The sequence below is a fragment of the Prauserella marina genome (genome assembly GCF_002240355.1).
GTDB lineage: Bacteria > Actinomycetota > Actinomycetes > Mycobacteriales > Pseudonocardiaceae > Prauserella_A > Prauserella_A marina.
Genome location: NZ_CP016353.1, coordinates 5,972,122 through 5,997,780 on the forward strand (window position 1 = coordinate 5,972,122; position 25,659 = coordinate 5,997,780).

General features: G+C 65.6%; 27 protein-coding genes and 1 tRNA gene. 11 read left to right on the forward strand and 17 right to left on the reverse strand.

Annotation, left to right across the window (positions count from 1 at the left end; genetic code table 11):
* Positions 1–49: 49 nt before the first annotated feature.
* The 5 genes from galT to BAY61_RS27600 form a co-directional block, all read right to left on the reverse strand.
* Complete coding sequence (galT, locus tag BAY61_RS27580) at positions 50–1,144, reverse strand: galactose-1-phosphate uridylyltransferase (RefSeq protein ID WP_091803653.1); 1,095 nt, start codon at positions 1,142–1,144, stop codon at positions 50–52.
* Entirely contained in the window at positions 1,141–1,938 is a 798-nt protein-coding gene (locus BAY61_RS27585) for a DeoR/GlpR family DNA-binding transcription regulator (RefSeq protein WP_091803650.1), read from the reverse strand. The genes galT and BAY61_RS27585 overlap by 4 nt, the downstream gene beginning before the upstream one ends.
* Positions 1,939–2,140: 202 nt before the next feature.
* Entirely contained in the window at positions 2,141–3,466 is a 1,326-nt protein-coding gene (locus tag BAY61_RS27590) for a sensor histidine kinase (protein ID WP_091803648.1), read from the reverse strand.
* A gap of 95 nt (positions 3,467–3,561) precedes the next feature.
* On the reverse strand, positions 3,562–4,254 hold the full coding sequence (locus BAY61_RS27595) for a response regulator transcription factor (RefSeq protein ID WP_091803646.1): 693 nt from the start codon (positions 4,252–4,254) through the stop codon (positions 3,562–3,564).
* Positions 4,255–4,327: 73 nt separating this feature from the next.
* Positions 4,328–4,978, reverse strand: coding sequence for a response regulator (locus BAY61_RS27600; protein ID WP_091803644.1), 651 nt, complete (start codon positions 4,976–4,978; stop codon positions 4,328–4,330).
* Positions 4,979–5,160: 182 nt separating this feature from the next.
* Between BAY61_RS27600 and BAY61_RS27605 the strand changes: the two genes are divergently transcribed.
* A tRNA-Arg gene (locus tag BAY61_RS27605) sits at positions 5,161–5,233 on the forward strand.
* Between the two features lie 122 nt (positions 5,234–5,355).
* Here the strand turns inward: BAY61_RS27605 and BAY61_RS27610 are convergent.
* The gene (locus tag BAY61_RS27610; RefSeq protein WP_091804012.1) at positions 5,356–5,820 is read right to left on the reverse strand and encodes a GNAT family N-acetyltransferase; all 465 of its coding nucleotides are present in this window, start codon (positions 5,818–5,820) and stop codon (positions 5,356–5,358) included.
* A 57-nt stretch (positions 5,821–5,877) separates the two neighbouring features.
* On the reverse strand, positions 5,878–6,228 hold the full coding sequence (locus BAY61_RS27615) for a VOC family protein (RefSeq protein WP_091803641.1): 351 nt from the start codon (positions 6,226–6,228) through the stop codon (positions 5,878–5,880).
* Positions 6,229–6,342: 114 nt separating this feature from the next.
* Here BAY61_RS27615 and BAY61_RS27620 point away from each other — a divergent pair, with 114 nt between their 5' ends.
* From BAY61_RS27620 to BAY61_RS27640, 5 genes are all read left to right on the forward strand, one after another.
* Positions 6,343–6,807, forward strand: coding sequence for a TetR/AcrR family transcriptional regulator (locus tag BAY61_RS27620; protein WP_245865494.1), 465 nt, complete (start codon positions 6,343–6,345; stop codon positions 6,805–6,807).
* Positions 6,808–6,960: 153 nt separating this feature from the next.
* Positions 6,961–7,632, forward strand: a complete 672-nt coding sequence (locus BAY61_RS27625) for a DNA alkylation repair protein (RefSeq protein ID WP_091803638.1) — start codon at positions 6,961–6,963, stop codon at positions 7,630–7,632.
* A 104-nt stretch (positions 7,633–7,736) separates the two neighbouring features.
* On the forward strand, positions 7,737–8,675 hold the full coding sequence (locus BAY61_RS27630; protein ID WP_091803635.1) for a DMT family transporter: 939 nt from the start codon (positions 7,737–7,739) through the stop codon (positions 8,673–8,675).
* Between the two features lie 63 nt (positions 8,676–8,738).
* The gene (locus tag BAY61_RS27635; protein WP_091803632.1) at positions 8,739–9,347 is read left to right on the forward strand and encodes a hypothetical protein; all 609 of its coding nucleotides are present in this window, start codon (positions 8,739–8,741) and stop codon (positions 9,345–9,347) included.
* Positions 9,344–10,522 carry a PrsW family intramembrane metalloprotease gene (locus BAY61_RS27640; protein ID WP_091803629.1) on the forward strand — a complete coding sequence of 393 codons (1,179 nt, stop codon included), beginning with the start codon at positions 9,344–9,346 and terminating at the stop codon, positions 10,520–10,522. Before BAY61_RS27635 ends, BAY61_RS27640 begins: the two co-directional genes overlap by 4 nt.
* A gap of 8 nt (positions 10,523–10,530) precedes the next feature.
* Here BAY61_RS27640 and BAY61_RS27645 read toward each other — a convergent pair whose 3' ends face one another.
* The 7 genes from BAY61_RS27645 to BAY61_RS27675 all read right to left on the reverse strand — a co-directional run bounded on the left by BAY61_RS27645 (position 10,531) and on the right by BAY61_RS27675 (position 18,023).
* Positions 10,531–11,271 carry a FadR/GntR family transcriptional regulator gene (locus BAY61_RS27645; RefSeq protein ID WP_211323559.1) on the reverse strand — a complete coding sequence of 247 codons (741 nt, stop codon included), beginning with the start codon at positions 11,269–11,271 and terminating at the stop codon, positions 10,531–10,533.
* Positions 11,272–11,543: 272 nt separating this feature from the next.
* Positions 11,544–11,777, reverse strand: a complete 234-nt coding sequence (locus BAY61_RS27650) for a hypothetical protein (protein WP_091803626.1) — start codon at positions 11,775–11,777, stop codon at positions 11,544–11,546.
* Entirely contained in the window at positions 11,774–13,411 is a 1,638-nt protein-coding gene (locus BAY61_RS27655) for an L-lactate permease (RefSeq protein WP_091803623.1), read from the reverse strand. Before BAY61_RS27655 ends, BAY61_RS27650 begins: the two co-directional genes overlap by 4 nt.
* Before the next feature lie 49 nt (positions 13,412–13,460).
* The gene (locus tag BAY61_RS27660) at positions 13,461–15,182 is read right to left on the reverse strand and encodes a methylmalonyl-CoA mutase family protein (RefSeq protein WP_091803620.1); all 1,722 of its coding nucleotides are present in this window, start codon (positions 15,180–15,182) and stop codon (positions 13,461–13,463) included.
* 47 nt (positions 15,183–15,229) lie between these two features.
* Positions 15,230–16,165 (reverse strand): methylmalonyl Co-A mutase-associated GTPase MeaB, encoded by a 936-nt coding sequence (gene meaB / locus BAY61_RS27665; RefSeq protein ID WP_245865497.1) that lies wholly within the window; start codon positions 16,163–16,165, stop codon positions 15,230–15,232.
* Positions 16,162–17,571 carry a phenylacetate--CoA ligase family protein gene (locus BAY61_RS27670; protein WP_211323558.1) on the reverse strand — a complete coding sequence of 470 codons (1,410 nt, stop codon included), beginning with the start codon at positions 17,569–17,571 and terminating at the stop codon, positions 16,162–16,164. The genes meaB and BAY61_RS27670 overlap by 4 nt, the downstream gene beginning before the upstream one ends.
* A 20-nt stretch (positions 17,572–17,591) precedes the next feature.
* Positions 17,592–18,023 carry a cobalamin B12-binding domain-containing protein gene (locus BAY61_RS27675; RefSeq protein ID WP_091803613.1) on the reverse strand — a complete coding sequence of 144 codons (432 nt, stop codon included), beginning with the start codon at positions 18,021–18,023 and terminating at the stop codon, positions 17,592–17,594.
* Positions 18,024–18,071: 48 nt separating this feature from the next.
* On the opposite strand from BAY61_RS27675, the gene BAY61_RS27680 reads away from it, so the two are divergent.
* From BAY61_RS27680 to BAY61_RS27695, 4 genes are all read left to right on the forward strand, one after another.
* The gene (locus BAY61_RS27680) at positions 18,072–19,151 is read left to right on the forward strand and encodes an enoyl-CoA hydratase/isomerase family protein (protein ID WP_245865498.1); all 1,080 of its coding nucleotides are present in this window, start codon (positions 18,072–18,074) and stop codon (positions 19,149–19,151) included.
* Between the two features lie 51 nt (positions 19,152–19,202).
* Entirely contained in the window at positions 19,203–19,907 is a 705-nt protein-coding gene (locus tag BAY61_RS27685) for a FadR/GntR family transcriptional regulator (RefSeq protein WP_091803607.1), read from the forward strand.
* Between the two features lie 162 nt (positions 19,908–20,069).
* The gene (locus BAY61_RS27690; RefSeq protein WP_091803604.1) at positions 20,070–20,732 is read left to right on the forward strand and encodes a ScbR family autoregulator-binding transcription factor; all 663 of its coding nucleotides are present in this window, start codon (positions 20,070–20,072) and stop codon (positions 20,730–20,732) included.
* 431 nt (positions 20,733–21,163) lie between these two features.
* Positions 21,164–21,523, forward strand: a complete 360-nt coding sequence (locus tag BAY61_RS27695) for a hypothetical protein (RefSeq protein ID WP_091803601.1) — start codon at positions 21,164–21,166, stop codon at positions 21,521–21,523.
* A 107-nt stretch (positions 21,524–21,630) separates the two neighbouring features.
* On the opposite strand, the gene BAY61_RS27700 is transcribed toward BAY61_RS27695, so the two are convergent.
* The 3 genes from BAY61_RS27700 to BAY61_RS27710 form a co-directional block, all read right to left on the reverse strand.
* Positions 21,631–22,401 (reverse strand): hypothetical protein, encoded by a 771-nt coding sequence (locus tag BAY61_RS27700; protein ID WP_143021367.1) that lies wholly within the window; start codon positions 22,399–22,401, stop codon positions 21,631–21,633.
* 388 nt (positions 22,402–22,789) lie between these two features.
* Positions 22,790–23,140, reverse strand: coding sequence for a hypothetical protein (locus BAY61_RS27705; protein ID WP_091803595.1), 351 nt, complete (start codon positions 23,138–23,140; stop codon positions 22,790–22,792).
* Between the two features lie 281 nt (positions 23,141–23,421).
* Positions 23,422–23,772 (reverse strand): hypothetical protein, encoded by a 351-nt coding sequence (locus BAY61_RS27710; protein ID WP_091804002.1) that lies wholly within the window; start codon positions 23,770–23,772, stop codon positions 23,422–23,424.
* An 818-nt stretch (positions 23,773–24,590) separates the two neighbouring features.
* Between BAY61_RS27710 and BAY61_RS27715 the strand changes: the two genes are divergently transcribed.
* Positions 24,591–25,187 carry a TetR/AcrR family transcriptional regulator gene (locus BAY61_RS27715; RefSeq protein ID WP_211323557.1) on the forward strand — a complete coding sequence of 199 codons (597 nt, stop codon included), beginning with the start codon at positions 24,591–24,593 and terminating at the stop codon, positions 25,185–25,187.
* Positions 25,188–25,659: the final 472 nt, after the last annotated feature.

Sequence of the window (25,659 nt, forward strand, 5' to 3'; positions counted from 1 at the left end):
CCATGGTCCTGAGAGCTTGCTGAATTCAGCCTGTGGACTAGGCGTGAGATCAACGCGGCGCGCAGGCGGCGCGGAGCCGTTCGGCTATCTGCTCGGGGGTCGCGTCGTTCACCCAGACGGCCATGCCGGACTCGGAGCCGGCGAGGTATTTGAGCTTGTCCTTCGAGCGCAGGACCGAGAACAGTTCGAGATGCAGCCAGGAGAGGTCACGGCCCCTGCGCACGGGCGCCTGATGCCAGGCCGCGACGTAGGGCAACGGCCTGTCGTAGAGCGCATCGCAGCAGCGGAGCACCTTGAGGTAGACCTCGGCGAAGTCGGTGCGTTCCGCGCCGGTCAGGCCGGTGAGGTCGGGTACCTGACGGTGTGGAACGACCAGAACCTGCACCGGCCAGCGCGCGGCTGGAGGCACGAAGGCGGTCCAGTGCTCACCAGCCGCGATGACCCTGCTGCCGGTTTCGCGTTCGGCGGCCAGTACGTCGCCGAGTACGTGCCTGCCGTGGGCCGCGTGGTATTCGGCGGCGGTGGCCAGCATGCGCTCGGTCCGGGGGGTCACGAACGGATACCCGTAGATCTGACCGTGTGGGTGATGCAGGGTGACCCCGATTTCTTCACCGCGGTTCTCGAAGGGGAAGACCTGCTCAACGCCGTCCACTGTAGACAATGTGGCGGTACGGTCCGCCCACACGTCGACGACGGTGCGCACCCTTTCCTGGCTGAGCTCACCGAATGAACGATCGTGATCACTCGTGAAGCACACGACTTCGCAGCGTCCCTTGCCCGGCGCGACGGGAACGAGTCCTCGGCCGTCGAGGGTGCCCTTCTCGCCGGTGACGCTCTGCGCGAAGGAAGGGAAGCGATTCTCGAACACCACGACGTCGTAGTCGGATTCCGGGATCTCGCTCGGCTTTCCCGGTTTGCTGGGGCACAGCGGGCACAGATCGGCCGGTGGCTTGTAGGTGCGGGTCTGCCTGTGCGCGGCGAGCGCGACCCATTCCCCCGTCAACGGGTCCCTGCGGATCTGCGAGTCGGCCGCGACGGCGGGAAGGTCCCTCGTGTCGAGGGCGTCGCGCGGCGGCGGCTTCGCGCTGTCGTCGAAGTAGATGATCTCGCGACCATCGGCGAGGTGGCGAACCGTCTTTCTCACGCGTCGTCTCCGGTCACGCTTGGCACGTCGGCGATCAGCAACTCCCCGACGTGCTCGCCGAGCGTCTGGCGTGCGTCTTCCGGGAGTTCGGCGTCGCTGACGACCACGTGCGCCTCGTCCAGTTCGGCGATCGTCGAGATACCGACGGTGCCCCACTTGGTGTGGTCGGCGAGAACGACGAGCCGCCTTCCCGACTCCACGAGCGCGCGGTCGGTTTCGCTTTCGGTGAGGTTGGGGGTCGTGAAACCGGGCCCTTCCGCCATGCCGTGCACGCCGAGGAACACGATGTCGAGGTGCAGGCTGCGCAGGCTCTGCACGGCGACGGGACCGACGAGGGCATCGGAGGGGGTCCGTACGCCACCGGTGAGGACGACGGTGCGATCGAGCTGCGCCGAGTCCCGCAGGACGTCGGCCACCCTGATGGAGTTGGTGACGACGGTGAGACCGGGGATGGCTTCGAGCGCTCTGGCAAGCGTCCAGGTGGTGGTGCCCGCCGAGATGCCGATGGCCGTTCCTGGCTTGACGAGTCTCGCCGCCGTGACCGCGATGACCTCCTTGTGCAGGCGCTGACGCACCGACTTCGCCTCAAAGCCCGGTTCGTCGGTGCTTCTGCTGCTGATCGAGGTCGCGCCGCCGTACACCTTTTCGACAAGACCACGGCTGGCGAGGACATCGAGGTCGCGGCGTACGGTCATGTCGGAAACACCGAGGCGGCCGACGAGGTCACTCACCCTGACCGCCCCGGTCCTTCTGGCCTCTTCCAGAATGACCGCTTGCCGCTGCCGCGCCAGCACCGCCTTCTCCGTCCCGCGAAAACACCTCAACTACACAAAATCCTACACGAACCAACATCGCACTGGCTTCCACTCGCCCATCGCGACCCTCGAACGAGAGCAAGGGAGCTTTGCTATCGGTTATCGGCAGCAAAGCTCCCTTGCTCATGCACGAACTGTGACAATCCGGTCACAGTGTGAGTACAGGCGTGGGGAGTTCGCCTCAGCCGGGAGCGCCGGGGAGGCGAATCGTCATCAACGCGCCGCCCTCGGGATTCCGTCCCGCGTACACAGCTCCGCCGTGCCGCTCGGCCACCTGCTTGACGATCGCCAGCCCCAGCCCGGATCCGGGCAGCGTGCGGGCCTCGGAAGAGCGATAGAACCGATCGAAAACCCTCGGCAGGTCCTCGTGCGCGATGCCAGGACCCGCGTCGGCCACCTCGATCACGGCGGAACCATCACCGAGCGGTCGCAACACCACTCGCACGATCGACCCCGGCGGCGAGAATTTCACGGCGTTGTCGAGCAGATTCAGTACTGCCCGCTCCAGCGCGCTCGGGTCGCCGGTCAACACCCACGGCTGCAACGTGGTGTCGAACTCGATCTCCCCTGCCCTGCGCCGCGCCCTGTCGAGGGCCCGCTCGACGACCTCGATCACGTCGATCCGTTCAGCGGCCTCTCTCGGTTCGCTCTCTCTCGCCAGTTCGACGAGGTCACCGATGAGTTGGGTCAATTCGTCGAGCTGACCGCGGATGTCGCTCTCCATCTCGATCCTGTCCTGCTCGGGCAACGCGGGCGCGCCGTCCCTGCTCGCCGAAAGCAGAAGTTCGAGATTGGTCCGTAGTGACGTCAGCGGTGTGCGCAGTTCGTGCCCCGCGTCGGCGACAAGGCGCCGCTGCCGTTCCTGCGACTCCGCGACGGCACCGAGCATCGTGTTGAAGCTCTGTGTCAGCCTCGCCAGTTCGTCGTCCCCAGTCACCGGAATCGGGCGCAGGTCCATCGTCCGCGCGACCCGCTCCGTCGCCGATGTCAGCCGTTCCACCGGACGCAGTCCCGCCCTTGCCACCGCCGTTCCCGCGACGGCGGCGACGATGATTCCGGCCCCGCCGAAGAGGAACAGCACGAGCGAGAGGTCGCTCAGTGAGCGCTTCATCGGCGCGAGTGATTGAGCGAGGACCATGGCCTCACCGTTTCCCCAGCGAAGCGCGATAACCCTCATGTCGGTGGCCTGGTCGGTCCGCAACGAGGAATCGGAGGTGCCGACCGCCACGGCGAACTCCCGCTCTCCCCACGGGGGCGGGGTCGATCCCTGCGGCGCGACCATGACCCCGGAAGCCTGCAACAGGCCCATCTGAATGTCGTTGCTCGCGAGGAACGCGCCGGGGATCTGCCGTACCTCGTCCTGCACCACCGGGCTGCGCACGGCCGCGCTCGCCCTCTCGATCAGGTTGTCGTCGAGCTGCTGCGCCAGATTGCCCCTCACCGTCAGATAGGCGCCGAACGACACGAGTGCCACCGCGCAGCCGACACAGATGGCCGCCAGCAACATCACCCTGGTCCTCAGCGAAAGCCGCTGGTGCGGGCGGACGGGGTGGCCGCTGTCCTCCGACGCGGATCCTTGTTCAGAGGCGGGTGGAGCCTGGGTCACGGTGGCGTCTCCCGCAACACGTAGCCCACTCCGCGCACCGTGTGGATCAGCCGGGGCTCACCACCGGCTTCGGTCTTCCTCCGCAGGTAGCCGACGTAGACCTCCAGCGCGTTTCCCGAGGTCGGGAAGTCATAGCCCCAGACCTCCTCCAGGATGCGACCGCGGGTCAGCACATGCTTCGGGTAGGACATCAGCAGTTCGAGCAACGCGAACTCGGTGCGCGTGAGACTGATCGGCCGGTCGCCTCTTCGCACCTCGCGAGTACCGGGATCGAGGGTGAGGTCGGCGAATTCGAGCGTCACGGAGTCCGGGCCTGCGTTCGCTTCCGCGCTGGCCCTGCGCAGCAAGGCCCTCAGTCTGGCGAGCAACTCCTCAAGCGCGAAGGGCTTCGGCAGGTAGTCGTCCGCACCCGCGTCGAGCCCCGACACCCTGTCCGAGACGGTGTCCCGCGCGGTCAGCACCAGGATCGGCAGGTCGTCTCCCGCGCTGCGCAGCCTCCTGGCGACCTCCAGCCCGTCGAGCCTCGGCATCATGACATCGAGCACCATCGCGTCGGGACGGTCGGTCGTCACCTTGTCGAGCGCCTGCGCACCGTCGCTCGCGACATCGACCCGGTAGCCGTTGAATTCGAGGGAACGGCGAAGCGACTCCCGAACGGCCCGATCGTCGTCGACAACAAGAATGCGCATGTGCACAGTCTTACCCGTCGAGCTGAGACGCTCCTTAACGGCGCGAAGCTGTCACCCGCTCGCGGCCTTGGGGTCAGTCCACGAGGCCGCCGCGATAGGCCAGCAGCGCCGCTTGCACCCGGTTGGCCGCGCCGATCTTGGAAAGCACGGCCGAGACGTAACCCTTGACCGTCGCCTCGGAAAGATGAAGGGCACCACCGATCTCCGCATTGGAAAGGCCCTGACCGATGAGGCCGACGACCTCACGTTCCCGTTCCGACAACGAGGCGAGCATTTTGCGCGCGGGGGCGGCGGCTCGTTGGCCGTCGCGGTGGGCGTGGACCATGCGCACCGCGACGCTGGGGTCGAGCACCGCACCGCCGCGAGCCAGATCGCGGACCGCGCGAACCAGCACGGCGGGTTCGATGTCCTTCAACAGAAACCCGTTGGCGCCGAACCGCAGCGCGAGACTCACGTACTCGTCGATGTCGAACGTCGTCAGCATCGCGACGGAAGGGGGCTCCGGCAATGTCTGGATGGCGCGCAACGCCCTGATCCCGTCGTCGGGCGCCCGCATGCGGATGTCGAGCAAGGCGACATCCGGGTGGAACCGCCGTGCGGCGTCGACCGCCGATCTGCCGTCGACCGCCTCGCCGACCACCTCGATGTCCGGTGCGGCGGACAACATGGCACGCAGACCTGAACGAACAAGCTCCTCGTCGTCGGCGAGCATCACCTTGATCAACGGCGGCCTCCGGCAGTCGGCGGAGCGGGGTTCCCGCGTCCGGCGCGCAAAGTTACTCACTGGTAGTGCAGGTATTACAGTGGGCAACGGGCCCAAGTCAAGGTCTGCCTCCCCCAGCCCGGGGGACACGCGTTAAGCTGTCGCCGGTAGGCTCGGCGCAGCAACGCTGAGACAACTTCATTGCCCTCGTAGCTCAGGGGATAGAGCACCGCTCTCCTAAAGCGGGTGTCGCAAGTTCGAATCTTGCCGGGGGCGCATCCGATAACCAGCACTGACCTGCACAAACCGCCCCTTGACCAGCACAAACGCGGCCAAGGGGCGGTTTCGTTGTGTGACTGTCAGCGATCTTTCGCACCCAAATACAGGACGCGCCGAAGCTACTCCAGTACCAGCGTCAGAAACGTGCTGTTCGGGTCATCGCTGTAGGAACCGAACGGCGGACACGGAGTGAACCCGGCTTTGCCGTAGAACGCTCGCGCCGGTGCGAAGAAAGCCATACTGCCGGTTTCGAGCGAGATCCGGCGAACACCGCGCGCTGTGGCATCGGCAAGCAGATGGTCGAGCAGCCGGGAGGCGATGCCGGTGCCACGCCTTGCTGGGTCCGTGCGCATGCTTTTCAGCTCGTCATGACCGGGCTCCAACGCCGCCAACGCGGCGGTTCCGACGATATCCGCCCCCTCGCGAGCGACCCAGAGCCTGACGTTCGGCTCACGCAACGCGCCCAGACTCAACGCGTGCTGACTCTCGACAGGAGCCGTTGGCGCGATGTCGTCGAGGTGCGCTCGGAGAAACGCGGCCAGACCCGGGTCTTCGAAATCAGCGAGAGCAATTCGAACGTTCACCGTCACAGCGTCTCACCGCGATGTTTCCGGGGCATGACGGGAAGCGCACGCTCTGACCTATGACGCCGCTTGATCCGTCGACTGGTCCATGACGTAGATCGTCGCGCCGCCCGGGTCCTGATAGGTGGCCAGGCAACCGCCCGGAATGTCCGACGGCTCTTCCAGGACCACGAGGGACTCCGGCCGAGCCGCGTGGAATGCCTTGACACTGTCGACGACGAACAGCGGCCCTACCGGTGCCTTTGGGTCGTTGGCGTCGAGCATGACCTGCACGTCGCTGCCGGGAAGGGCCAGCGCGACGGTCGTGTCGCCCTCACGCCACACCTCGGTGAAGCCGAGGGTGTCGCGGTAGAGCGCGAGGGAAGCCGCCAGGTCCGAGGTCGGGGTGAACAGAAATTCGAGCTTCATGCCGGATCCTCCGTGTCGTAACTGGATTTTGGCTCAGCATAACCGCATTATGTAAGTGTGCGCGAGTGGATACCGGTATCGACCTCTCCCAAGGGAAGACTTGCCCTCGCGGCGGTGAAGCAATTCGGAGCCAGCCCCTTCGACGAGGTCACGGTCACCGACTTGGCGTCGGCCGCGAAGGTCACCACCGGCGCGCTCTATCACCATTTCGGCAGCAAGCTCGGGTTGTATGCCTTCGTCAGAGACGACGTCGAGCGGCGCCTCCTTGACCGGATGGAAGGCGCGCTGGCCGCTACGAGGTCGGATCCCGCCGAAGCCGTGATCTCCGCGCTGCTCGTCGGGCTGGACTTCGCCGTCAGGGAGGACTTCCTGCGCATCCTGGGTGACCCTCCGGCCGGAACCGGACACGACCGGCTGGCCGACCTGCTGGGCGCCGCCGTGCCCGCGACACCGTTACTCGGCCCGGTACTCGCCGCGGCTTGGCGCGCGGCACTGTCGGCGATCGCCGACGGCGCCGACCCCGAACAGGCCCGCGCGGCCGTCGCGGCGCTCAGGCTCCACCTGCCCCGCGACGAATGACGCTCCGCCTTGCCGCCATCCGAACGGACCGATCTCGCGGCGCGCCACGGGCGACCGTCGTCGGACCGGACCTCGTCGCCTCGACGCAGAAAACCAGTCGTTGACACACCCTCCTCGTAGGCTGAGTCTCGAAGAATCAGGAGGGAGGTACGGATGGCTGAGACGACGGTGACCGAGGTGATGACCGAGCTGGCGGCACTTGAGGACCCGAAAGCGCTCGCGGTGAACAAGAAGCACGGTGACGATCACGCCGTGAACCTCACAAAACTGCGCGCGGTCGCGAAACGGCTGAAAACGCAGCAGGAACTCGCCCGCGAACTCTGGGCGACCGACGACACCGCCGCGAGACTGGTGGCGCTGCTGATCTGCCGCCCGAAGGCATTCGAGCGCGACGAACTCGACGTCATGTTGCGCCAGTCGCGCACCCCCAAGGTGCACGACTGGCTCGTCAACTATGTCGTGAAGAAAAGCCCCCACGCCGAGGACCTGCGCGTGGCCTGGTTCGCCGACACCGATCCGGTGGTCGCGAGTGCGGGCTGGGCGCTGACCACCGAGCGCGTCGCCAAGAAACCGGACGGTCTCGACCTCACCGGTCTGCTCGACAACATCGAGTCGGACCTGCGAAAAGCCCCTGACCGCCTACAGTGGGCCATGAACCACTGCCTCGCCCAGATCGGGATCGAGCACGCCGAACTCCGCGCCCGCGCGATCGACATCGGCGAACGCCTTGAGGTGCTGAAGGACTACCCGACACCCCCGAACTGCACGTCCCCCTTCGCGCCCATCTGGATCACCGAGATGGTCCGCAGGCAGAACGGCAAGTAGCGGCACCAGCCCGGATACGACGTCCGATTTCCGCCGGACTCGGCACCGTGAGCACGGAAACGTGATCACGGAAAGCACGACCACATCCGGGAAAGGCACTGCCGATGTCCCCCAAGAGCGGTTCCCGCTTGCTACCGCTCCAGTTCACCGTGCTGTCGCTGGCGTGGGGTTCGAGTTTCCTGTTCATCAAGGTCGGCCTCGATGGCCTTTCGCCGCTACAGGTCGTCGCCGCACGCATGGGACTCGGCGCGCTCGCACTCGCGCTGATCGTCGCCGTCCTGCGAGTACCACTGCCGCGCTCGGCTCGGGTGTGGACACACATCGGCGTCGTGTCCTTTTTGCTGTGTGTTCTGCCGTTCTCGCTGTTCGCGTGGGCTGGCCAGCACATCAACTCCGGCTTGTCGAGCATCTACAACGCGACGACACCATTGATGACGTTGCTCATCACCCTGGTCGCGCTGCGTTCCGAACGCCCGCGTCGCGGCCAGCTCGGAGGTTTGGCGCTCGGCCTGATCGGCGTACTGGTCGTGCTTGCCCCGTTGGCGCATGCGGGCGGACCGGATTCCGGCGGCGTCGCGCCTCAGCTCGCGTGTCTTGCCGCGACCGCGAGCTATGGCCTCGCTTTCGTCTATTTGCGCCGTTTCGTGTCACCACTCGGTGTTCCCTCGACGGCCGTCGCCGCGATCCAGGTCGGTATCGGCGCGCTCGCCCTGCTCGCGACGGTTCCGTTCATCGACGATCACCCGATGACGCTGAGCCTCCCGGTCGTCGCGAGCATGATCGGGCTCGGCGTTTTCGGCACCGGACTCGCCTACATCTTGAACACCAGCATCGTCGCGGGGTGGGGCGCGACGGTCGCGTCGAGCGTCACCTTTCTTACACCCGTCGTCGGCGTCGGTCTCGGCGCACTTGTTCTCGGAGAGAGCATCAGCTGGAACCAACCGGCAGGGGCCGTGCTCGTCATCGCGGGGATCATCGTCACGCGGCGACCCGCACGGGCACGGAAGAGCGAGTCACCACCGCTCGTGTTGCCCCGGCGCTGATAAGCCCGCATTCTGCTGCGTGGGCGCGACAAGCCGTGCCATCACGAGCGCGAGGGGAGCCCGATGGCCGCCAGCCGCATCGGCGCGAAGGAAGCGCGCGAACTCGCCCTGCCGACCAAAGAACCCTACCCGACACTGTGGCCATCGATCTCGATCCTCGTCGCGGTCCTGCTGCTGGTGACCGGCCTGCACATCGTGGACTCGGCGATCCCAGGCGAGCAACCGATTCCGGCTGGAACGACCATCCACGCCGGACCTTCAGTGTCCTTTGTGCCCGCAAATGGCTGGGCGCTCGACAAGGGCGACGGCGGCCCCGGTTCGCTGATCACCACGTCCTCGGTGATCAAAGAGGACAACAGGGTGGCCGTTTCCGCGGCGGAATGGCAAGGCACGCTTGAACAACAGGTCGAACGCAACAAGCGGCAGATCGCGGTCTCGGTCAAACATTCGTGGCAGAGCGAGGAGCAGACCTTCACCACGGGCAGCGGCCTCGTGGGAAGCACCTTTTCCTTCCGGAGCGCGAAGAAAGACGGGCAACTGTGGATCGCCGTCGACGACAGGAGAGAACTCGCCGTCGTCGTCACGGCTTCCGGCGGGCCTGAGTCCTTTCAGGCCGCGCGCGGCCAGATCGAGGGCATGGTCGGCAGTGTCCGGATCGGGGTCAGGTCATGAACAGGGCCACGCGACTCGACCGGCCGGAACAGTGGCCGGTCGGGGTCGACGGCTTCAACCAGCCGAGAAGGGCCGCGTTCTGGATCTACCTCTTCCTCGTCGCCATCGGTGTCGTCGCCACGGTTTCCGGCTTCTTCGACGACTACCGGCTCGTGCCGACGGCGGTGTTCGTCGGCATCGTCGTCTGGGTGCTCTACGGACTTGTCTTCCTCGCGTTCTTCCGGAGCCTCGACCTCTTCGAACAGCATCCACCGCTCGGCTTCGTGATGGCCTTCGCCTGGGGCGCCTTCGCGGCGACCTATCTGGCGATCTCCGCCAACCGGTCACTGCTCTCGATCATCAGCAAGCTCGGGGAAACGGGATTCGCCGACGAGTGGGGCGCGGCACTGGTCGGCCCCACGATCGAGGAGACGCTGAAACTCTGCGGCGTCCTGCTTCTCGTCCTCATCGCGAGGAGTCAGTTCCGCACGATCGTCTCGGTCGTCGTCGTCGGAGCGCTGGTCGGTCTGGGATTCCAGCTGCTGGAAGACCTGAGCTATTCGGTGAAGGCGGCCGTCCAATTCCCGACAAACGACCAGATCGCTCCCGTCATCCAGATCTTCTTCGTCAGAGGAATCCTCAGTGGATTGTGGAGCCACGCGCTCTACACCTCGATCGCCGCCTTCGGTATCGGCTACTTCATCACGAGGACATACCGTCCGTTCGCCGCGAGGCTCGCCGTCGCCGTCGCCTCGTTCGCGCTGGCCTGGTTCGTGCACTTCTTCTGGAATTCTCCGTGGCTCACCGACCTTTTCGGAGACAACCCGCTTGGCGCGCTCGCCCAGATCGTCATCAGAGGCATTCCCATTCTGATCATCGGTTCCGCGATCTGGTGGCTGGCCGGACGCGACGAGAGCACACATCTTCGGGTGCTGGCTGATCACTACGTGAGCGACGCGTTGATTTCCGACGACGAAAGGAAAGGACTGACCTCGCTGCGGTACCGCAGGCAGCTCCGCAAGAGACACCGAAAAGCTCACGGCAGAAAGCAAGCCAGAACCTACCGCGCCCTGCAACGCAGACAACTCCGGCTCGTCATGCTCTTCGGCCAGTACGGGCATGGCAAGCAGACCGAGGAAGCGGAGACCGCCGTGCGAGCACAGCGCGCGAAGCTTCCCGTGAGCACGGCGGCCTGAAACCGCCGCTACTGGTTGTCGCCGCCGTCCCTGAGTCGCTCGTTGTAGAAGCCGTTGATGTGCGCGTCGACAAGATCGGCGGCAGCGGTGCCGTCGCCCTTCTCTATGGCTCGCAGGATGTCCTCGTGCTCGCCGACGAGTTTCGCCGCGACACTCGGCCAGTCCGGAAGCCGCTCGAACACCACGGTCATCTCCGACTTCACCGCGTCGCGCAGGGCCTGCATCAAATCGCTGGCCAACGCGTTGCGGGAGGTCCGCGCGATGCTGACGTGGAACTCGGTGTCCAGCTCGTTGAACTCCTGGTACTCCAGCTTCTCGACGCGCATCGACTCGATGAGCGAGCGAAGGTAGGCGATGTCGTTGGCCGTCCTCCGCTCCGCGGCCATGCTCGCCGCGTTGCGTTCGAGCTGCACCCTGATCTCGACAAGATCGGTGATGCTGGTCTGGGCAAGAGCCATGTGAAGCCGCAACAGGTTACTCAGCGCAGCGGTGGATCGCCCCGCGACAATCGAACCGGCGTCCCTGCCCGACCCGACGTTCGCTTCGATGATGCCCATCGCCTCCAGCGCGCGCAGTGCCTCGCGCACACTGGTGCGGGAGACGCCGAGTGCTTCGACGAGCTCGCGCTCGCTGGGCAGTTTCTCGCCGACTCGCAACCTGCCGTCGAGAATGCGTTGCTCGATCTGGGCAAGCACTTGCTCGTGAGTGCGCACCTTGCGCACCGGTTCCCACGACGATTCGCTAGTCACACCGACCGCCTCCCCCGAGGCACGCCGCAACGCGACATCGACATCCTTGCCATCTACACGACCTCCTTGGGTTCACGCGACCCAGTCGAAGGAGCGACGGAGGAGGGTCTGCCTTTCGAATCGTGTCGCACGCCGGCTGACACGTACTCGATCACAGTGGCGCGACCGGCCCGGATTTTCACCGGAGTTCCTCACACCGTCGGGATCACCGAACGTAATGAGAGTAGACCACACTATTGACATACGTCGATGTCGGTCCGACCACAGCTCGATCAGGGCATCGTGTCCTCCGATCCGCACATCACGGCAGGTGTCCGCTGCCACTCGTCGTCGTCCGGGCCGTCCTGGAGCAGCCACGCCGCGAGCAGGTCGAGCCGGGCGGCCCGCTCCTCGTCGCCAGCCTCCGCGAACCCTTCGGCCGCACGCAGGACGGCGATCGCCGCGCGCCGCAACAGCACCACACCACCCGGTGACTCCTCAAGACCGGCCCGCTTCGTATCGGTCATGGCACCATCCAGGACAGCAGCGGCGTCGTCTGGAGATAGACGAGCAGACACATCATCGGCACGAAAATCGCAGAGGCGACCAGTACCTTGCGGAACAGTTCGCCCTCCCTGCCCGCGAGGCCGACGGCACCGGCACCGATGGCGAGGTTCTGTGGGCTGATCATCTTGCCGAGCACTCCGCCCGAGGTATTGGCCGAGGCCATGAGCGTGTCGGAGAGCCCAGCGCCATGTGCCGCGCTGACCTGAAGCGCGCCGAACAGCGAGTTGGACGAGGTGTCCGACCCGGTCACCGCCGTGCCGAACCAGCCGAGCAGCGGGGACAGCACGGAAAAGAACGCCCCGGTTCCCGCGAGCAACAACCCCATGGTCGCCGTCTGTCCCGACGCGTTCATCACGTAGGCGAGCGCGAGCACGGCCATGACGGTCACCGACGCGGTTCTGAGCTGATGCAGCGTCCTCCCGTAAGCCGAAACCACCTCCCTTCTGCCGACCTTGAGGATCACCGCGGACACCAGGCCCGCGATGAACAACACCGTTCCCCCTCCGGCCAGCCAGTCGAACTTGTACTGGATCAGGCTGAGCGGTTCTCCATCGGCGGAGGTGACGTGCAGACCGGGCCACGCGAACGTGATGGTCGTCCTGCCGAGCAGATCGGCGACCGCGGGTATGGCGACGACGGAGAAGAACCCGATGATCACGAGGTAAGGGGCGAACGCCTTCGCGACGTCGGTACGGGTGTCGACGGGCTGGGCGCGCACCGAGGTCGTCACTCCGCCACCGCCGTCCGGCGGGGACTCGCCCCCGATCCGCTCGGCCTTTCCACCTTCGGGGCGCCACACCCGCAACAGCGCCAGTACCGCTGCGGCGGAAACCAGCGCGGCGGCGATGTCGGTGAGTTGTACCGGACCGTAGTTGGCCATGAGGAACTGCACGACGGCGAACGAAAGACCACACACCAGCGCGGCTGGCCACGCCTGTTTCAACCCACGCCAGCCGTCGAGGACGACGACGAGGACGAACGGCACGAGGACCGCGAGCACGGGGACCTGCCGTCCCGTCATCGCGCTGAGGTCGTCCATCGGCAGGTCGGTGACTCTGGCCAGGGTGATGATCGGCAACCCGACCGCACCGTAGGCGACGGGAGCGGTGTTGGCGATCAACGCGACCGTCGCGGCCTTCACCGGACTCAGCCCGACGGCGACCAGCATGACGGCGCAAATGGCCACCGGTGCGCCGAATCCGGCCAGCGCTTCGAGCAGCGCGCCGAAGGAGAACGCGATGATGATGCCTTGGACGCGTTGATCGTCGCTGATCTTCGCGAAACTTCGCCGGAGTACGTCGAAATGCCCCGACGTCACGGTCAGCTGGTAGATCCAGATCGCGTTCACCACGATCCACAGCGCGGGAAAGAGGCCGAACGCCGCGCCTTCCGCCGCGGCGTTGAGTGCCTGCCCCACCGGCATTCCGTAGACGATGAGGGCGACCAAAATCGACAGCGCGAGTCCGATCAACGAAGCGAGCCACGCGCGAACCCGGAACACGCCGAGCAGTACGAACAACACGAGCAGCGGAAGGCCCGCGACGAGCGCGGACCAGCCGAGATTGCCCAAGGGGTCGGGAACCTGCTGGTACATCAGTACCTCCCAGTCCCTCTTCGTCGAGGGGTGAGTCGGAGCACTGGCGTCAGAACACCGGGGTTTCGGTGTAGGAACCGAAAACGTCACGCAGCGCACCGGTGATTTCGCCCATGGAAAGGTGGGCTTCGACGGCCTCGATGGTCGCCGGCATCAGGTTCGCGTCGTGGTCGCCTGCCAGCTCGACAAGCCGGTCGAGTGCCGCTTTGGCTCTGTTCTCGTCTCTCGTCGCCCTGACATCGGCCAGCCGCGCCAACTGCCGTGCCTCCGACTCGGGATCGAGCTTGTGTGTCTCGACTTTCTCGCCCGCGCCTTCGTCGACGTACTTGTTGACGCCGATCACCGGCCGGTCCCCGCTCGCCTTTCTCCGCGCGAAGTCGTATGCGGTATCGGAGATCTCGCGCTGGAAGAAGCCCTGCTCGATCGCGGCGACAACTCCGCCGAGTTCGTCCACTGTGGCCATGTAGTCGTCGATCCCGCGTTCCAGCTCACTCGTGAGGTGTTCGACGTAGTACGAACCGCCCAGCGGGTCGATCACGCTGGTGACGCCGGTTTCGTCGGCGATGATCTGCTGAGTGCGCAGTGCGACCTTCATCGCCTGCTCACTCGGGATCGTGTATGCCTCGTCGAGTCCGTTGGTGTGCAAGGACTGCGCTCCACCGAGCACGGCCGACAGTGCCTGCAACGCGGTACGGATGATGTTGTTCAGCGGTTGCGGTTTCGTCAACGTCGCCGCCGCCGTCTGAGCGTGGAACCGCAGTCGCATCGACTGCGGATTTTCCGAGCCGAAGCGTTCCCGCATCATCTTCGCGTAGTAACGGCGGACCGCCCTGAACTTGGCGGCCTCCTCGAAGAAGTCGGCCTGACTGACGAAGAAGAACGACAGCCGCGGCGCGAACTGGTCGACGTCGATACCTGTGGCGACGACATCGTCCACATAGGCACGCGTGATGGCCATGGTGAAAGCGATCTCCTGAAGCGCGTTGGCTCCGGCTTCGCTGATGTGGTAACCGCTGATGTTGACCGGGTTGTACCGGGCCATGTGCTGCGAGCAATAGGCGATCGTGTCCCGCACGATGCGCATGCTCGGACGAACGGGGAAGACCCATTCCTTCTGTGCGACGTATTCCTTGAGGATGTCGTTCTGAATGGTGCCCGACAGTTTGTTCAGGTCGTAGCCTCTGCGCTTCGCGACGGCGATGTACATCGCGAGCAGAATCCACGCCGAAGGGTTGATCGTCATCGAAACACTGATCTCTTCGAGGTCGATGCCGTCGAAGAGCGCTTCCATGTCGGGAAGGGTGTCGATCGCGACGCCCTCCCTTCCGACCTCACCAAGGCTCATGGGGTTGTCACTGTCCAGTCCCATGAGTGTCGGCATGTCGAAATCGATGGAAAGCCCGGTCTGTCCCTGCGCGATGAGGTACTGAAACCGCTTGTTCGTCTCCTCGGCCTGTCCGAAACCGGCGATCTGCCGCATCGTCCAATTGCGACCTCGGTACATCGTTGGGTAAGGGCCCCTGGTGTAGGGGTAGCGTCCAGGGAAGCCGATATCCGCCCATTCCGAGGGGAGGTCTTCCGGCGTGTAGACCCGTTTGACGGGCATCCCGCTCCCTGTGCGGTACTCGTCCTTGCTCTCCGGCTGCCTGCGCAGGAAGGCGGCCAGTTCGTGGGACTCCCAATCGGACAGTTCGGCCTTGACGGCTGCTACCAGTGCCTCTGTCGCCAGTTCGCTGTCCACAACAGGCTCTCGTGCGTCCTCGGTGGTCACGTCTCTCGCCTCCGCTTTCGGTTTCCTCGCTGTTGCAGGCCGGCCGTTCACATCCGGCGGATCAACCGCTCGGCCGCGGAGACCGGGTCCCCAATCCGGGCGGTCACCTCGTCGACCGCGCGCTCGAAGTCGGGGTTGCCCGGCTTGAGCCGGTCGAGAACGAACTCCTCGGCGAGCCATCTGATCCTGGTCGCGGTGTTGCGCCTTGCCCGAACGTCGAGCTCACCACTGCGGGAAAGCCAGCTCAGGTGCTCGGCGAACCGCTCGGCGAGCTCCGGCACTCCCTGCCCTGTCGCGGCGACGGTCTGCTCGATCGGCACGTTCCACTGGCCAGGCTTCCGCTTGCTGAGCCTGAGCATGTCCCGTAGTTCCGCGACCGTCTTCTGCGCGCCCTCCCTGTCGGCCTTGTTGACCACGTGGACGTCCGCGACCTCCAGCAGTCCTGCCTTGATGGCCTGCACGTCGTCCCCCATGCCGGGCACGCTGACGACGGCCACCGTCTGCGCCGCGCTGATGACGTCCACTTCGGCCTGTCCGACACCGACGGTTTCGAGCACCACGACGTCCTTGCCCGCCGCGTCGAGCACGGTGACCGCGTCGAGCGCCGCCCTGGAAAGGCCGCCGAGCGCGCCCCTCGTCGCGATGGATCTGATGAAGACGTCCCTGTCACCACCGAGAGCCGACATCCGGATACGGTCGCCGAGTATCGCTCCGCCACTGAACACACTGGACGGATCGACCGCGATGATTCCGACGGTCTTGCCATGGCTCCGGTAGTGCTCGGTCAACGCGGCGACGAGCGTGCTCTTTCCGCTCCCCGGAGGTCCGGTGACGCCGAGAACGTGCGCGGAACCCGATGCGGCGTGCAGCGAGGCGAGCGCTTCGTTGACCCCTTCCGTCCGGCGCTCCACCGCCGTCAGCATGCGCGCGATCGCGCCGGGTTCACCCGCCTTGACCCGTTCGGCGACGGTGCCGGGAGTCACGGTGCCTCCTCGGCGCGAAGCTGGTGCAGCATCGACCGGTCGTCGATGACCCTCCTTGCCTTGAAGGCGGTGCGATCGAACGTGTTCTGCTCGACGGGAACGACCGTTGCCCCGACACCGAGTACCGCCCGCAGTTTGCCTGCCAGCCGGTCGGCCCACGCCCGGGTGTCGGTTCCGAGCTCCGCGCGGTGTTCCGCCTTGACCACCAGTGTGTCCATGATGGACTCTCTGCTGATGATGATCCGGTGCTCGCCTCCGTATTCCGGATCCGCCATCACCACGTCGTCGATCGCACTCGGGTAGATGTTCTCACCGCGCACGATGAACATGTCGTCGATCCGGCCGTAGATTCCGCGCGGCAGAAAGGGATAGGTACGTCCTCTTTCGATCGACGGTGCCTCCCAGCGCGTCAAATCATTGGAGAGCAGGCGGATCATCGGCTGGCTCGTCCGTTCGAGCGTCGTGTAGACCGGAGTTCCCTCGTTGCCGTAGTCGACCCTGGTGTGATTGGCAGGGTCACACACTTCGGTGTAGACGAGGTCCTGCCAGCACAGCACACCCGGCTCGTCAGCGGCGGCTCCGAGGTGCATCCAGGGACTGACCTCCGCCATGCTGCCCGAGTCGTACACCTCGGCGTCGAAAGCCTCCGCGATCCTCGCCCGAATGGAAGGAACGCTCGCGCCGGGCTCACCGGAGAAGAAGAGCTTGCGCACCCCGAGTTCCGCCGGGTCGATGCCCTCGGTGCGAGCGACCTCGGCGACCCTCAGCGCGTACGACGGCGTCGCGTAGAACACCGTGACGCCCATCTGCTTCATCCAGTGGACGGTGCGCGTCGTCTGCCCCGAAACACCTGCCCCGAAAGGAAAAACTCTCGCCCCGAGCCGTTCGGCACCGATGTAGGCGCCCCACGATCCCCAGTAAAGGGTCAACGGCGAAGCGACGAGCACCGTGTCGGATGGCCGGATTCCCATTGCCCACATGACCCGTGCGTGCGCGTTGGCCACGCTGCGCCAGTCCCGCTCGTTGATACCGAACGCGGTCGGCCTTCCCGTCGTCCCCGAGGTGCCGTTGACGTGCTTGACTTCCTCCGGCGGCACGCATAGGTAGCTGCCGAACGGTTCGTTCTCCGCTTGGTCGGCACGTAGTTCTTCCTTGCGTACCACCGGAACCTTCTCGAAGTCGGCAAGCGACTTGATCGAGGAAGGGTGGATTCCCGCCTCTTCCCACTTCCCGCGGTAGAACGGCGATCGCGCCCACGCGTAATCCATGACGTCCTTGATCCTGGCGAGGATCAGTTCGTCGCGCTGCCGCGCCGGCATCGTCTCCCTGCGGGGAAACCAGTGTTTCGCGCCCTCGGCCGGCCGGTAGTCGTCGTCATACCGGGGCGGCCAACTCCATTGCTCCATGGGTTTCTCCATCCCCGTGCTCACAGCGTCGACGTCTGTCCACCGACGAGCGCGCGAACGGTGTCGACGATCGTCTCCGGTGTGGTGTCCTGGCCGAGTACGGCCGCGACCCCCATCCGCAGCAGTTCGGCCTCGTCCTCTTCCGGCATCACCCCTCCGGCGACGAGCGCGAAGCGGTGTGCATCGGGCAAAGCGCCGAGCAGTTCGAAGATCCGCGTGAAGATCGGCATGTGGGCGCCGGAAAGCAGGCTCACCCCCAGCACGTCGACGTCTTCCTGTACGGCGGCTTCGATCACCTGCTCCGGGCTGCGATGCAGCCCGGTGTAGATGACCTCCATGCCGGCATCGCGCAGGGTTCGGGCGACGACCTTCACTCCGCGGTCGTGCCCGTCGAGACCGATCTTGGCCAGCATCACCCTGATCGGATGGTCGTGACTTTCGTGCGCTGCCATCTCACACTCCCGATCCCGGTACGTCCTCTGTGTGGTATGACCATAGGTGTGGTCGCAGACATAGACAAGGCTTCCGGAGAAGAACCGGTGATCTGCCGCCGCACCGGCAGACTCGGGCGCGTCACGCTCAACCGGCCGAGCGCACTGAACGCACTGACCCTCGACATGATCACGCTCGCGACCCGCACCCTGCGTGAATGGCTCACCGACTCCGCCGTCGAGCTCGTCGTCGTCGACGGCGCGGGAGAAAGGGCATTCTGCGCGGGCGGCGACATCACCGTCGTGCACGGCGCCGCGGAAGGCGATCAGCGAATCGCGAAGGAACTCTGGCGAGCCGAGTACGAACTCGACGCCCTGCTCGCCCACTACCCGAAACCCGTCGCCTTTCTCATGGACGGAATCGTCATGGGCGGCGGGCTCGGATTGAGCGGTCACCATCGGGGACTGCGCATCGTCACCGAACGCACCGTGCTCGCGATGCCGGAGGTCGCCATCGGGCTCGCGCCCGATGTCGGCGGCGCGCTGCTGCTCACGAGAACCCCCGGCCTACTCGGAACCCATCTCGCGCTGACCGCTGGCCGGATCGGGCCTGGCGACGCGATCGCATGCGGACTGGCCGATCACGCGGTCGATTCGAGTCGGCTACCCGAAGTGCTCGGCGCACTGGAGCGCGGCGAGCCGCTCTCCGAACTGACCTATCCCGCGGCGAGCCCCCTGCTCGGCGACGGCCCCTGGATCCAAGCCTGCTACTCCGCACCAACGGTGACCGAGATTCGCAAACGTTTGCGCGCACGCCCGGAACCTGCCGCCTCTGAGGCCGCCAACGCCGTCGACTCCGCTTCGCCCACGGCGCTCGCGGTCACCCTTGAGGCGCTGCGAAGGGCCAGGACCATGACGGACATCGAGGAATGCCTCGTGCAGGACTACCGGCTGTGCTCCCGCTTCCTCGACAGTCCTGACCTGGCGGAAGGCATCCGCGCGGCCGTGATCGACAAGGACCGCGCTCCTCACTGGAACCCCGCCTCCCATGAGGAGGTGAGCGCGGAAGCCGTCGCCTCGTACTTCGAACCCCTTCCGGAGGGCGAACTCCAACTCCCGCCCAGACCTTGTGGTCCGACCACACGCTAACTACGCTGCGGCTTCAAGTGCCCTACCAACATCGATGTCGGAGGCCGAAGCGTGAGCAGTGAAGCCGCGGCGCCGAGCATTCGGCGCCTGCACACCCACGAGCAAGTACTGGCCGGCATCCAACAGCGAATTCTCGGCAGCAGGCTCGTCGCGGGGGACGCGTTGCCAGCCGAACGAGACCTCGCCGATTCGCTCGGCAGCAGTCTCTCGGGTATCCGGAAAGCGCTGCGCGTACTGGAATCGCTCGGCCTCATCCGCGACGAAGCGGGAAACTGGGTGCTCACGGGAAACTCTACGACGGCGCTCGCCAATCTGCTTCGGCTTCGCATGGCACTGGCAGGTTTCCGGCTCACCGATCTTGTCGAGGTGCGGGTGCAGCTCGAACGTTCGGCGGCGACCCGGGCCGCCGAGGCCGCGACATCGCAGGACCTCGGCCGGTTGCGCGACATTCTCGAAAACATGAGTGAACCCGGCATCTCGACCAACCGGTTCAACGCGCTCGACACCGAGTTTCACGTCGCGCTTGCCCGCGCGTCCCACAACGCGCTCGCCGTCGAGTTGATGCAGTCACTTCGCGACGCGGTCCAAGCGGGAATGACGACGGCTTTCGCTTCAATCACGGACTGGCCGGGCACCGCACACCGGCTTCACGAAGAACACGACGCCGTACTCGACGCGATCGAGACGGGAGACGGCGCGCTGGCGGCACGCAGAATCGGCGCACACGTCACCGATTTCTACCGCGCGGCGGGGTAGGCACGACCCGGACCATCCAGTGTGGCCGGTCCCAACCTCATCGAAATTTTCTTGGCATCACTGGTTTTCTCGTCATGATTTTGGCTTCTCAGTCTGGATCAGTAGCATCATTGCTTCTGCCTCCCATGTCACGAGGAAGCAGCCGGACGAGAGGACCGCACCTTGGCGAGGCAGCTTCGCGCGGAGGTCACCAGAAACATGATCCTGCGCGCGGCGGCGGACGCGTTCGATCAGTACGGCTACGGCGGGACGAGCCTCAGCGATGTGCTCAGGTACGCCGGAGTCACCAAGGGCGCGCTCTACTTTCATTTCACCTCCAAGGAACAACTGGCCAACGCGATCGTCGAATGCCAGCAGGCGTGGTCCGTCGCACCGGCGAAGGAGAACTTCGACCGAGGGGCGCCCGGACTCGAATCGGTCGTCCTGCTCTCGGTCCACTGGGCGGTGGGGCTGACCGAAGATCCGATGCTGCGAGCGAGCATCCGGCTGTCCTTGGAAACCGGAATGTTCAGTCGGCCAGACTCGGATCCCTACCGGGAATGGCTGGAGGAAACAGCGAAGCTGCTGCGCCGCGCGGCCGATTCAGGTGAACTTCGGCGCGGGATCGACCCCGAGGTGCTCGCCCGGTTCGTCGTCGGCGCATTCACCGGAGTCCAAGCCGTGTCTCAGATCCTCAGCGGACGAATGGACCTCACCCGGCGGGTCGGCGAGATGTGGGAGCTGCTGCTCCCCTCGCTCGTCGATGGCGAACGTCTCCCCTACTACCTCGCCCTCGTCGACACGGAAGGCACGCGGCGGCGGCAAGAACCAGCCGCGCAACGGTAACTCAACCGGACGCGGTCACAAGCCTTCCTTGACCGCCAATCTGGCTACCCAACGCAATGTGCGTTCGGATTCAAATCGACCCCTTGCCACTGTCAGGTGTCACCCAATTGAGAGGTCTTCTCACGAACAGCAGCTGCCTGAAAACTGTTCAGGTTTTGCGCGAAGCGGGATACGACCCCCTCGTGAATAGTCATCCCGCAGACCCCTACGATGCCTCCGTGCGTCGCCATTGACAAAACCGGTCAGTTGGTTTGTTATTGGTCGGCCTCACCGGAAGACGTTGTCAGGCCGAGAGGTGCGGACACCGCGCAACCGTCGCCGCGGATGCCCGAAGACTGGGAGAGGTGAGAATTGAGTTCTGAAATCAGGCGGCTGAATTCTCTTCACAATGGACGTCGAACTCCCCGTTCAACCCGTGGATCAAGGAAACCGTGTCCGATCATCTGACCATTGCCGCGCCTGGCGCGAGATACTCCAGCCAATTGGTACCGATCACCGGAGACCGGCTCATCTATCCTTCGGATCTGCAAAGCGACGCAGCGCGCATCGTGCTTCGCTGGGGGCGTCGGTGGGCGCCGCAGACCTGGGCGGCTCGCGCGCACTTCGCCAAGCAGGGGCACGGGAATCTCACCGACGAAGTGACACCGACCTACAGCGACGAACTGGTGACCGGGTGGTTGCTACTGCCACCCGAGCCCGCGAGCCTCGCCGCACGAGTGCGTTCAGGCGAGCTCGATGTCGCCACCGCGTTGTGCGTCGAAGCGGAAGCATGGGGACGGCGGCTCGACTGACCATCGCGATGACGGAAACCCGCATACAGAAACGGCTCTGCGTCGGCAGTGACTGCCGACGCAGAGCCTGTGACGTGCCACGGGGCCGTACCCGTGGCGGTGGATCATCAGCCGAGGCCGGAAGCCAGGCTGGTCACGTTGTGGTTGGCGGCACCAGCGGCACCGGCAGCCGACTGCGACTGGTGGTACAGCGAACCGAGCGGGCTCGTCGCGCTGACCACGTCACTCGAAGCGGCACCCAGGCCCGAAGCAACGGAATCCCAGTGGTGGTGGGCAGCCGCGCCATGGACCGCGATGCTTTCCGCACCGGAGGACGCGGCACCCTGCGGACCGGCGGCCGAGATCCAGTCGGCATACGCGGTGACGCCGTCACTGGCAACGCTCGCCACACCGGCGGAACCGGCTCCACCCGGGCCGGCTGCGGATCCGTTCGCAAGGTAGGCGGCGCCACCGTCACGGGCATCATCCCGTGCGGCAACGGTGCTCACCTCTTCGGCAGATGCCGACACCTGCTGGGCAACCGGTTCCGTCGCCTCGACGGCAGGGGCGGCCTCGGTGACGTCGGCACGCTCGGCAGCGACGGCGGACGTGTCCGCGCGGCTGATCGCGTCCGCCGCAACCGATCCCATCTCGAAGGTTCCCGCTCCGCCGATTCCGGCGAAGCTGCCCCACGCGCCCCAGTAGGAGCCGCCGAGGCCAGTCGTACCGGACGCGACGCCGCCGGTACCGGCACCGCCAATTCCGGCGTAAGCACCAGACGCCTCATAGGCGGTACCGCCGGGGTGGGTCATCCCGTCGGCGTTCGCGACCCCTCCGAAGGCCACGACCAACGGAAAACCAATGGCTCCCGCCGTGATGAAGCGTCTCAGCATAGACATCGACATGAATCCTTTCCACTTTGGACAGTCGACACTCTCCGGGAGAACCCGGAAGTGGCCGCGATAGGTTCCGCGCCGGCGCCGGAGCGGCCTCACCGAATTTACCGAGATCTCGCGCTCTGTCCATTCAGGAAAGTAGTCGCGCAATCACTTCAGGTAATCTTCCGGGGGACCTCATGGAGTCATCTGCCGTCTATGGGCGCACTCTGAGCAGAACCGGCTTCACCGAGACACCCGAAGGTGTTCCACCCGACCCTCGATCTCGATCATGAGTCAGGACGAGCCGGGCGGATCTTTCAACCACCGTAACGGTTTTTGACTTGATGCCAGTAAACAGAGAAGGGGCCGGGCCACTAGTGGCCCGGCCCCTTCTTCAGAGGGTCTGACGTCAGTTGTCCTGAACGCTGCCGCCGTCGATGATGGTGCCCGAGGAGCAGTTGTACGGGGACGCCGAGCCGGCGGCGTTCTGTCCCGGCGAAAGCACCGGAACGCCGATGCCGTTGGCAACGTCGCGAACGGGGACCTGGACGCCAAGCACGTTGACGTTATTGTCGCAGAAGCCGACCGGCACGTTGACGTTGTGCGCGATGTCGGTGTTGTTCAGGTTGACGAGGCCAACCTGACCGTGCTGGTCGAGGTCAGAAGCGCCACCGGCGGCCTGGCCGGCCGAAGCCACTCCACCGAGGAGCACGCTGGAAACGGCAGCGACACCCGCCACAAAGCCGAGCTTCTTGTACACGTTATTTCCCTAGGGTTTGTAGTTGCGATTGACTTGCGGTGAGAAAAGAAGGGTGGAACACGGGGCGGCCTGAGCGCCCGCACTCCGTGTTCCACCCCTACGACGACTCGACAATTGTTGTCCACCGACGCCACGAAGCATCCTCCGCAGCGGGTTTCGGTTGTCCGGCAAGTATCGTTCGAGCCGTCCACGTCGTAGTGCACTGCACTGGCCCCACCGCCCATCCGAAGAGGCCGGGAGTCCACTTCCTAGCGGGAATCCGTCAGTACACCACGAGGTTTTCAGTTGTCCTGAACGCTGCCGCCGTCGACGATGGTGCCCGACGAGCAGTTGTACGGGGACGACGAAGCGGCGGTGTTCTCGCCCGGCGACAGGACCGGAACGCCGATGCCGTTCAGCGCGTCGCGGATCGGCACCTGCACGCCGAGGACGTTCACGTCGTTGCCGCACACACCGACCGGAACGTTCACGTTGTGGAGCACGTCGGTGTTGTTCAGGTTGACCAGGCCGACCTGGCCGAACTGCTCGATGTCGCCCCCGTGGTGGGTGCCGCCCGTAGCGGACGCCATTCCACCGAACATCACGAGGCCGGCTGCGGTTGTGGCGGTCACGATGCCAAGCTTCTTCAGCACAACGAACTCCTTGGAGATATTGAATGTGTGTGAACCGGGATCCGTTCTCGTCTCACCCACACGGAAAACTAGCCATTGATCTTCGTTCGCTCCAACGGCAGACACGATCGTGATGGGGTGCAACCCTGTGACCACGGACCCCATCACCTAATCGGATGGCGGCGCGATCGGGCCCGGCTGTCCGCAGTGCTCGACGTCCGATTCAACGACGTGCCAACAAGTCCGGGTCCGGGCTCGCTCCCCAGGGAAGCGCACGCTGTCCACTCGGCACGGCCGATGTACCGCCGCGCGGCCCCACCAGATCGGCGTTGTCCCGTCGGCGCTATCTTTTGGGAACGTGGGGCTGGTTCCCCGGTAATCGCCCCCGGCGAGGTACTGGATCGATCGGTGCCATGGAACGACTTCCGCCGCGAACGACAGCAAAGCTCCCTTGCTTCGCCACGAGGCGGGCAACCGCAACGCGGGTGGGCATCAGGTTGGCGGGGAAGGAGTCGCGAGACCCGCATTCGTTGGGGTTACGCGAGAGTAGCCAACATCGTCAGAGGTAGCCGCCGATGTTGGGCGGTCGGCGCAGCGCGCAAGGACTACGGTTCGGATCTTGCCGGGTGCTGTGACGAGACAACTCACGTTAGCAACGCGGTGCCCCACACCGGAAGTCACCGACCAGGTGCATCTCTCATCGCTCAACGGCGGAAACGGCAGCCCGCGCGTCGCTGCCGTGGCCGCTACAGCGGACGGTGCTTGGTCCAATCGTTCGCCAGAATGGCCCGGTATGACGGCGCGTTCGTTGTCATGGCTGCGCCGTACGATCCTCGGTGATGACCATGCAACCCGGAACCGACTCCCCTTCGCGGCAACGACGGCGACGAGCCGACGCGCGGCGCAACCGCGAGCGGGTACTTGAGGTCGCCCGCGCCGCCTACGCCACGGAAGGCCCTTCCGTGTCGGTGCACGAGATCGCGAGGAGGGCCGGGGTCGGAAACGGTACCGTCGGCAGGCACTTTCCCACGAAGGAAGCGCTGTTGGCCGCTGTCGTACGACACCGGCTCGCAGAGCTCGTCGGCTATGCCCGCGAGCTGTCGAGCACGACCGATGCCGGAACCGCGTTCTTCAAGTACTTCGCCATCATGGTGCGAGAAGGCGCGGCGGACAGATCGTTCGTCGACACACTGGCCGGTTCGGGGATGATCACGGCGGCGATGGCCGCGGGCCCGGAGTACGACTTCCGTGGGGCGCTGGCAAGCTTGCTCGCCAGCGCGAAGGCGGCGGGTACGGTGCGGGCCGATGTCGACGTGGCCGATGTCGAGGCGCTCGCCGTCGGGTGTATGACCCGGCGGAGCGACAGGGGTGACCATTCGGCGAGGGAGCGGCTCGTCGAGGTCGTGTCCGAAGGCTTCCGTCCTCGACACGCCTGAGCGTGTCGGCCGCCCATGCGCGAGTCCCCCGCCCAGCACACCGAGATCCGCAGCCAGGGCGGCGAGAACCGCACCCAGGTCGGCGAGTTCTGCGCCCAGGCTGGCGAGATCCCCGGCCAGGCTGGCGAGAACCGCACCCAGGCCGCCGAGTTCGCCGTCCGGGGCGGCGAGAACCTCGCTTGGGTCATTCAAGCCCGCGTCCGGGATCGTCAAGGCCGCATCGGCCCGAGCCGGGGGGCCTGGATCGGTAGTTGCAGCCGGAGCGTCCCGCCCACCCACGACGGTCAAGTCACCGGTGGGCACCCGGCACCGGAGCCCCGGCATCCGGCATCCGGCATCCGGCATCCGGCATCCGGCATCCGGCATCCGGCATCCGGCATCCGGGGATCCTCGGCATGGCGCGGGCGGGCTCGCATCCTTGCAGGCGGGTCCACTGCCAGGATCATGGTGGCGGGTTCACGATGGTCCGAAC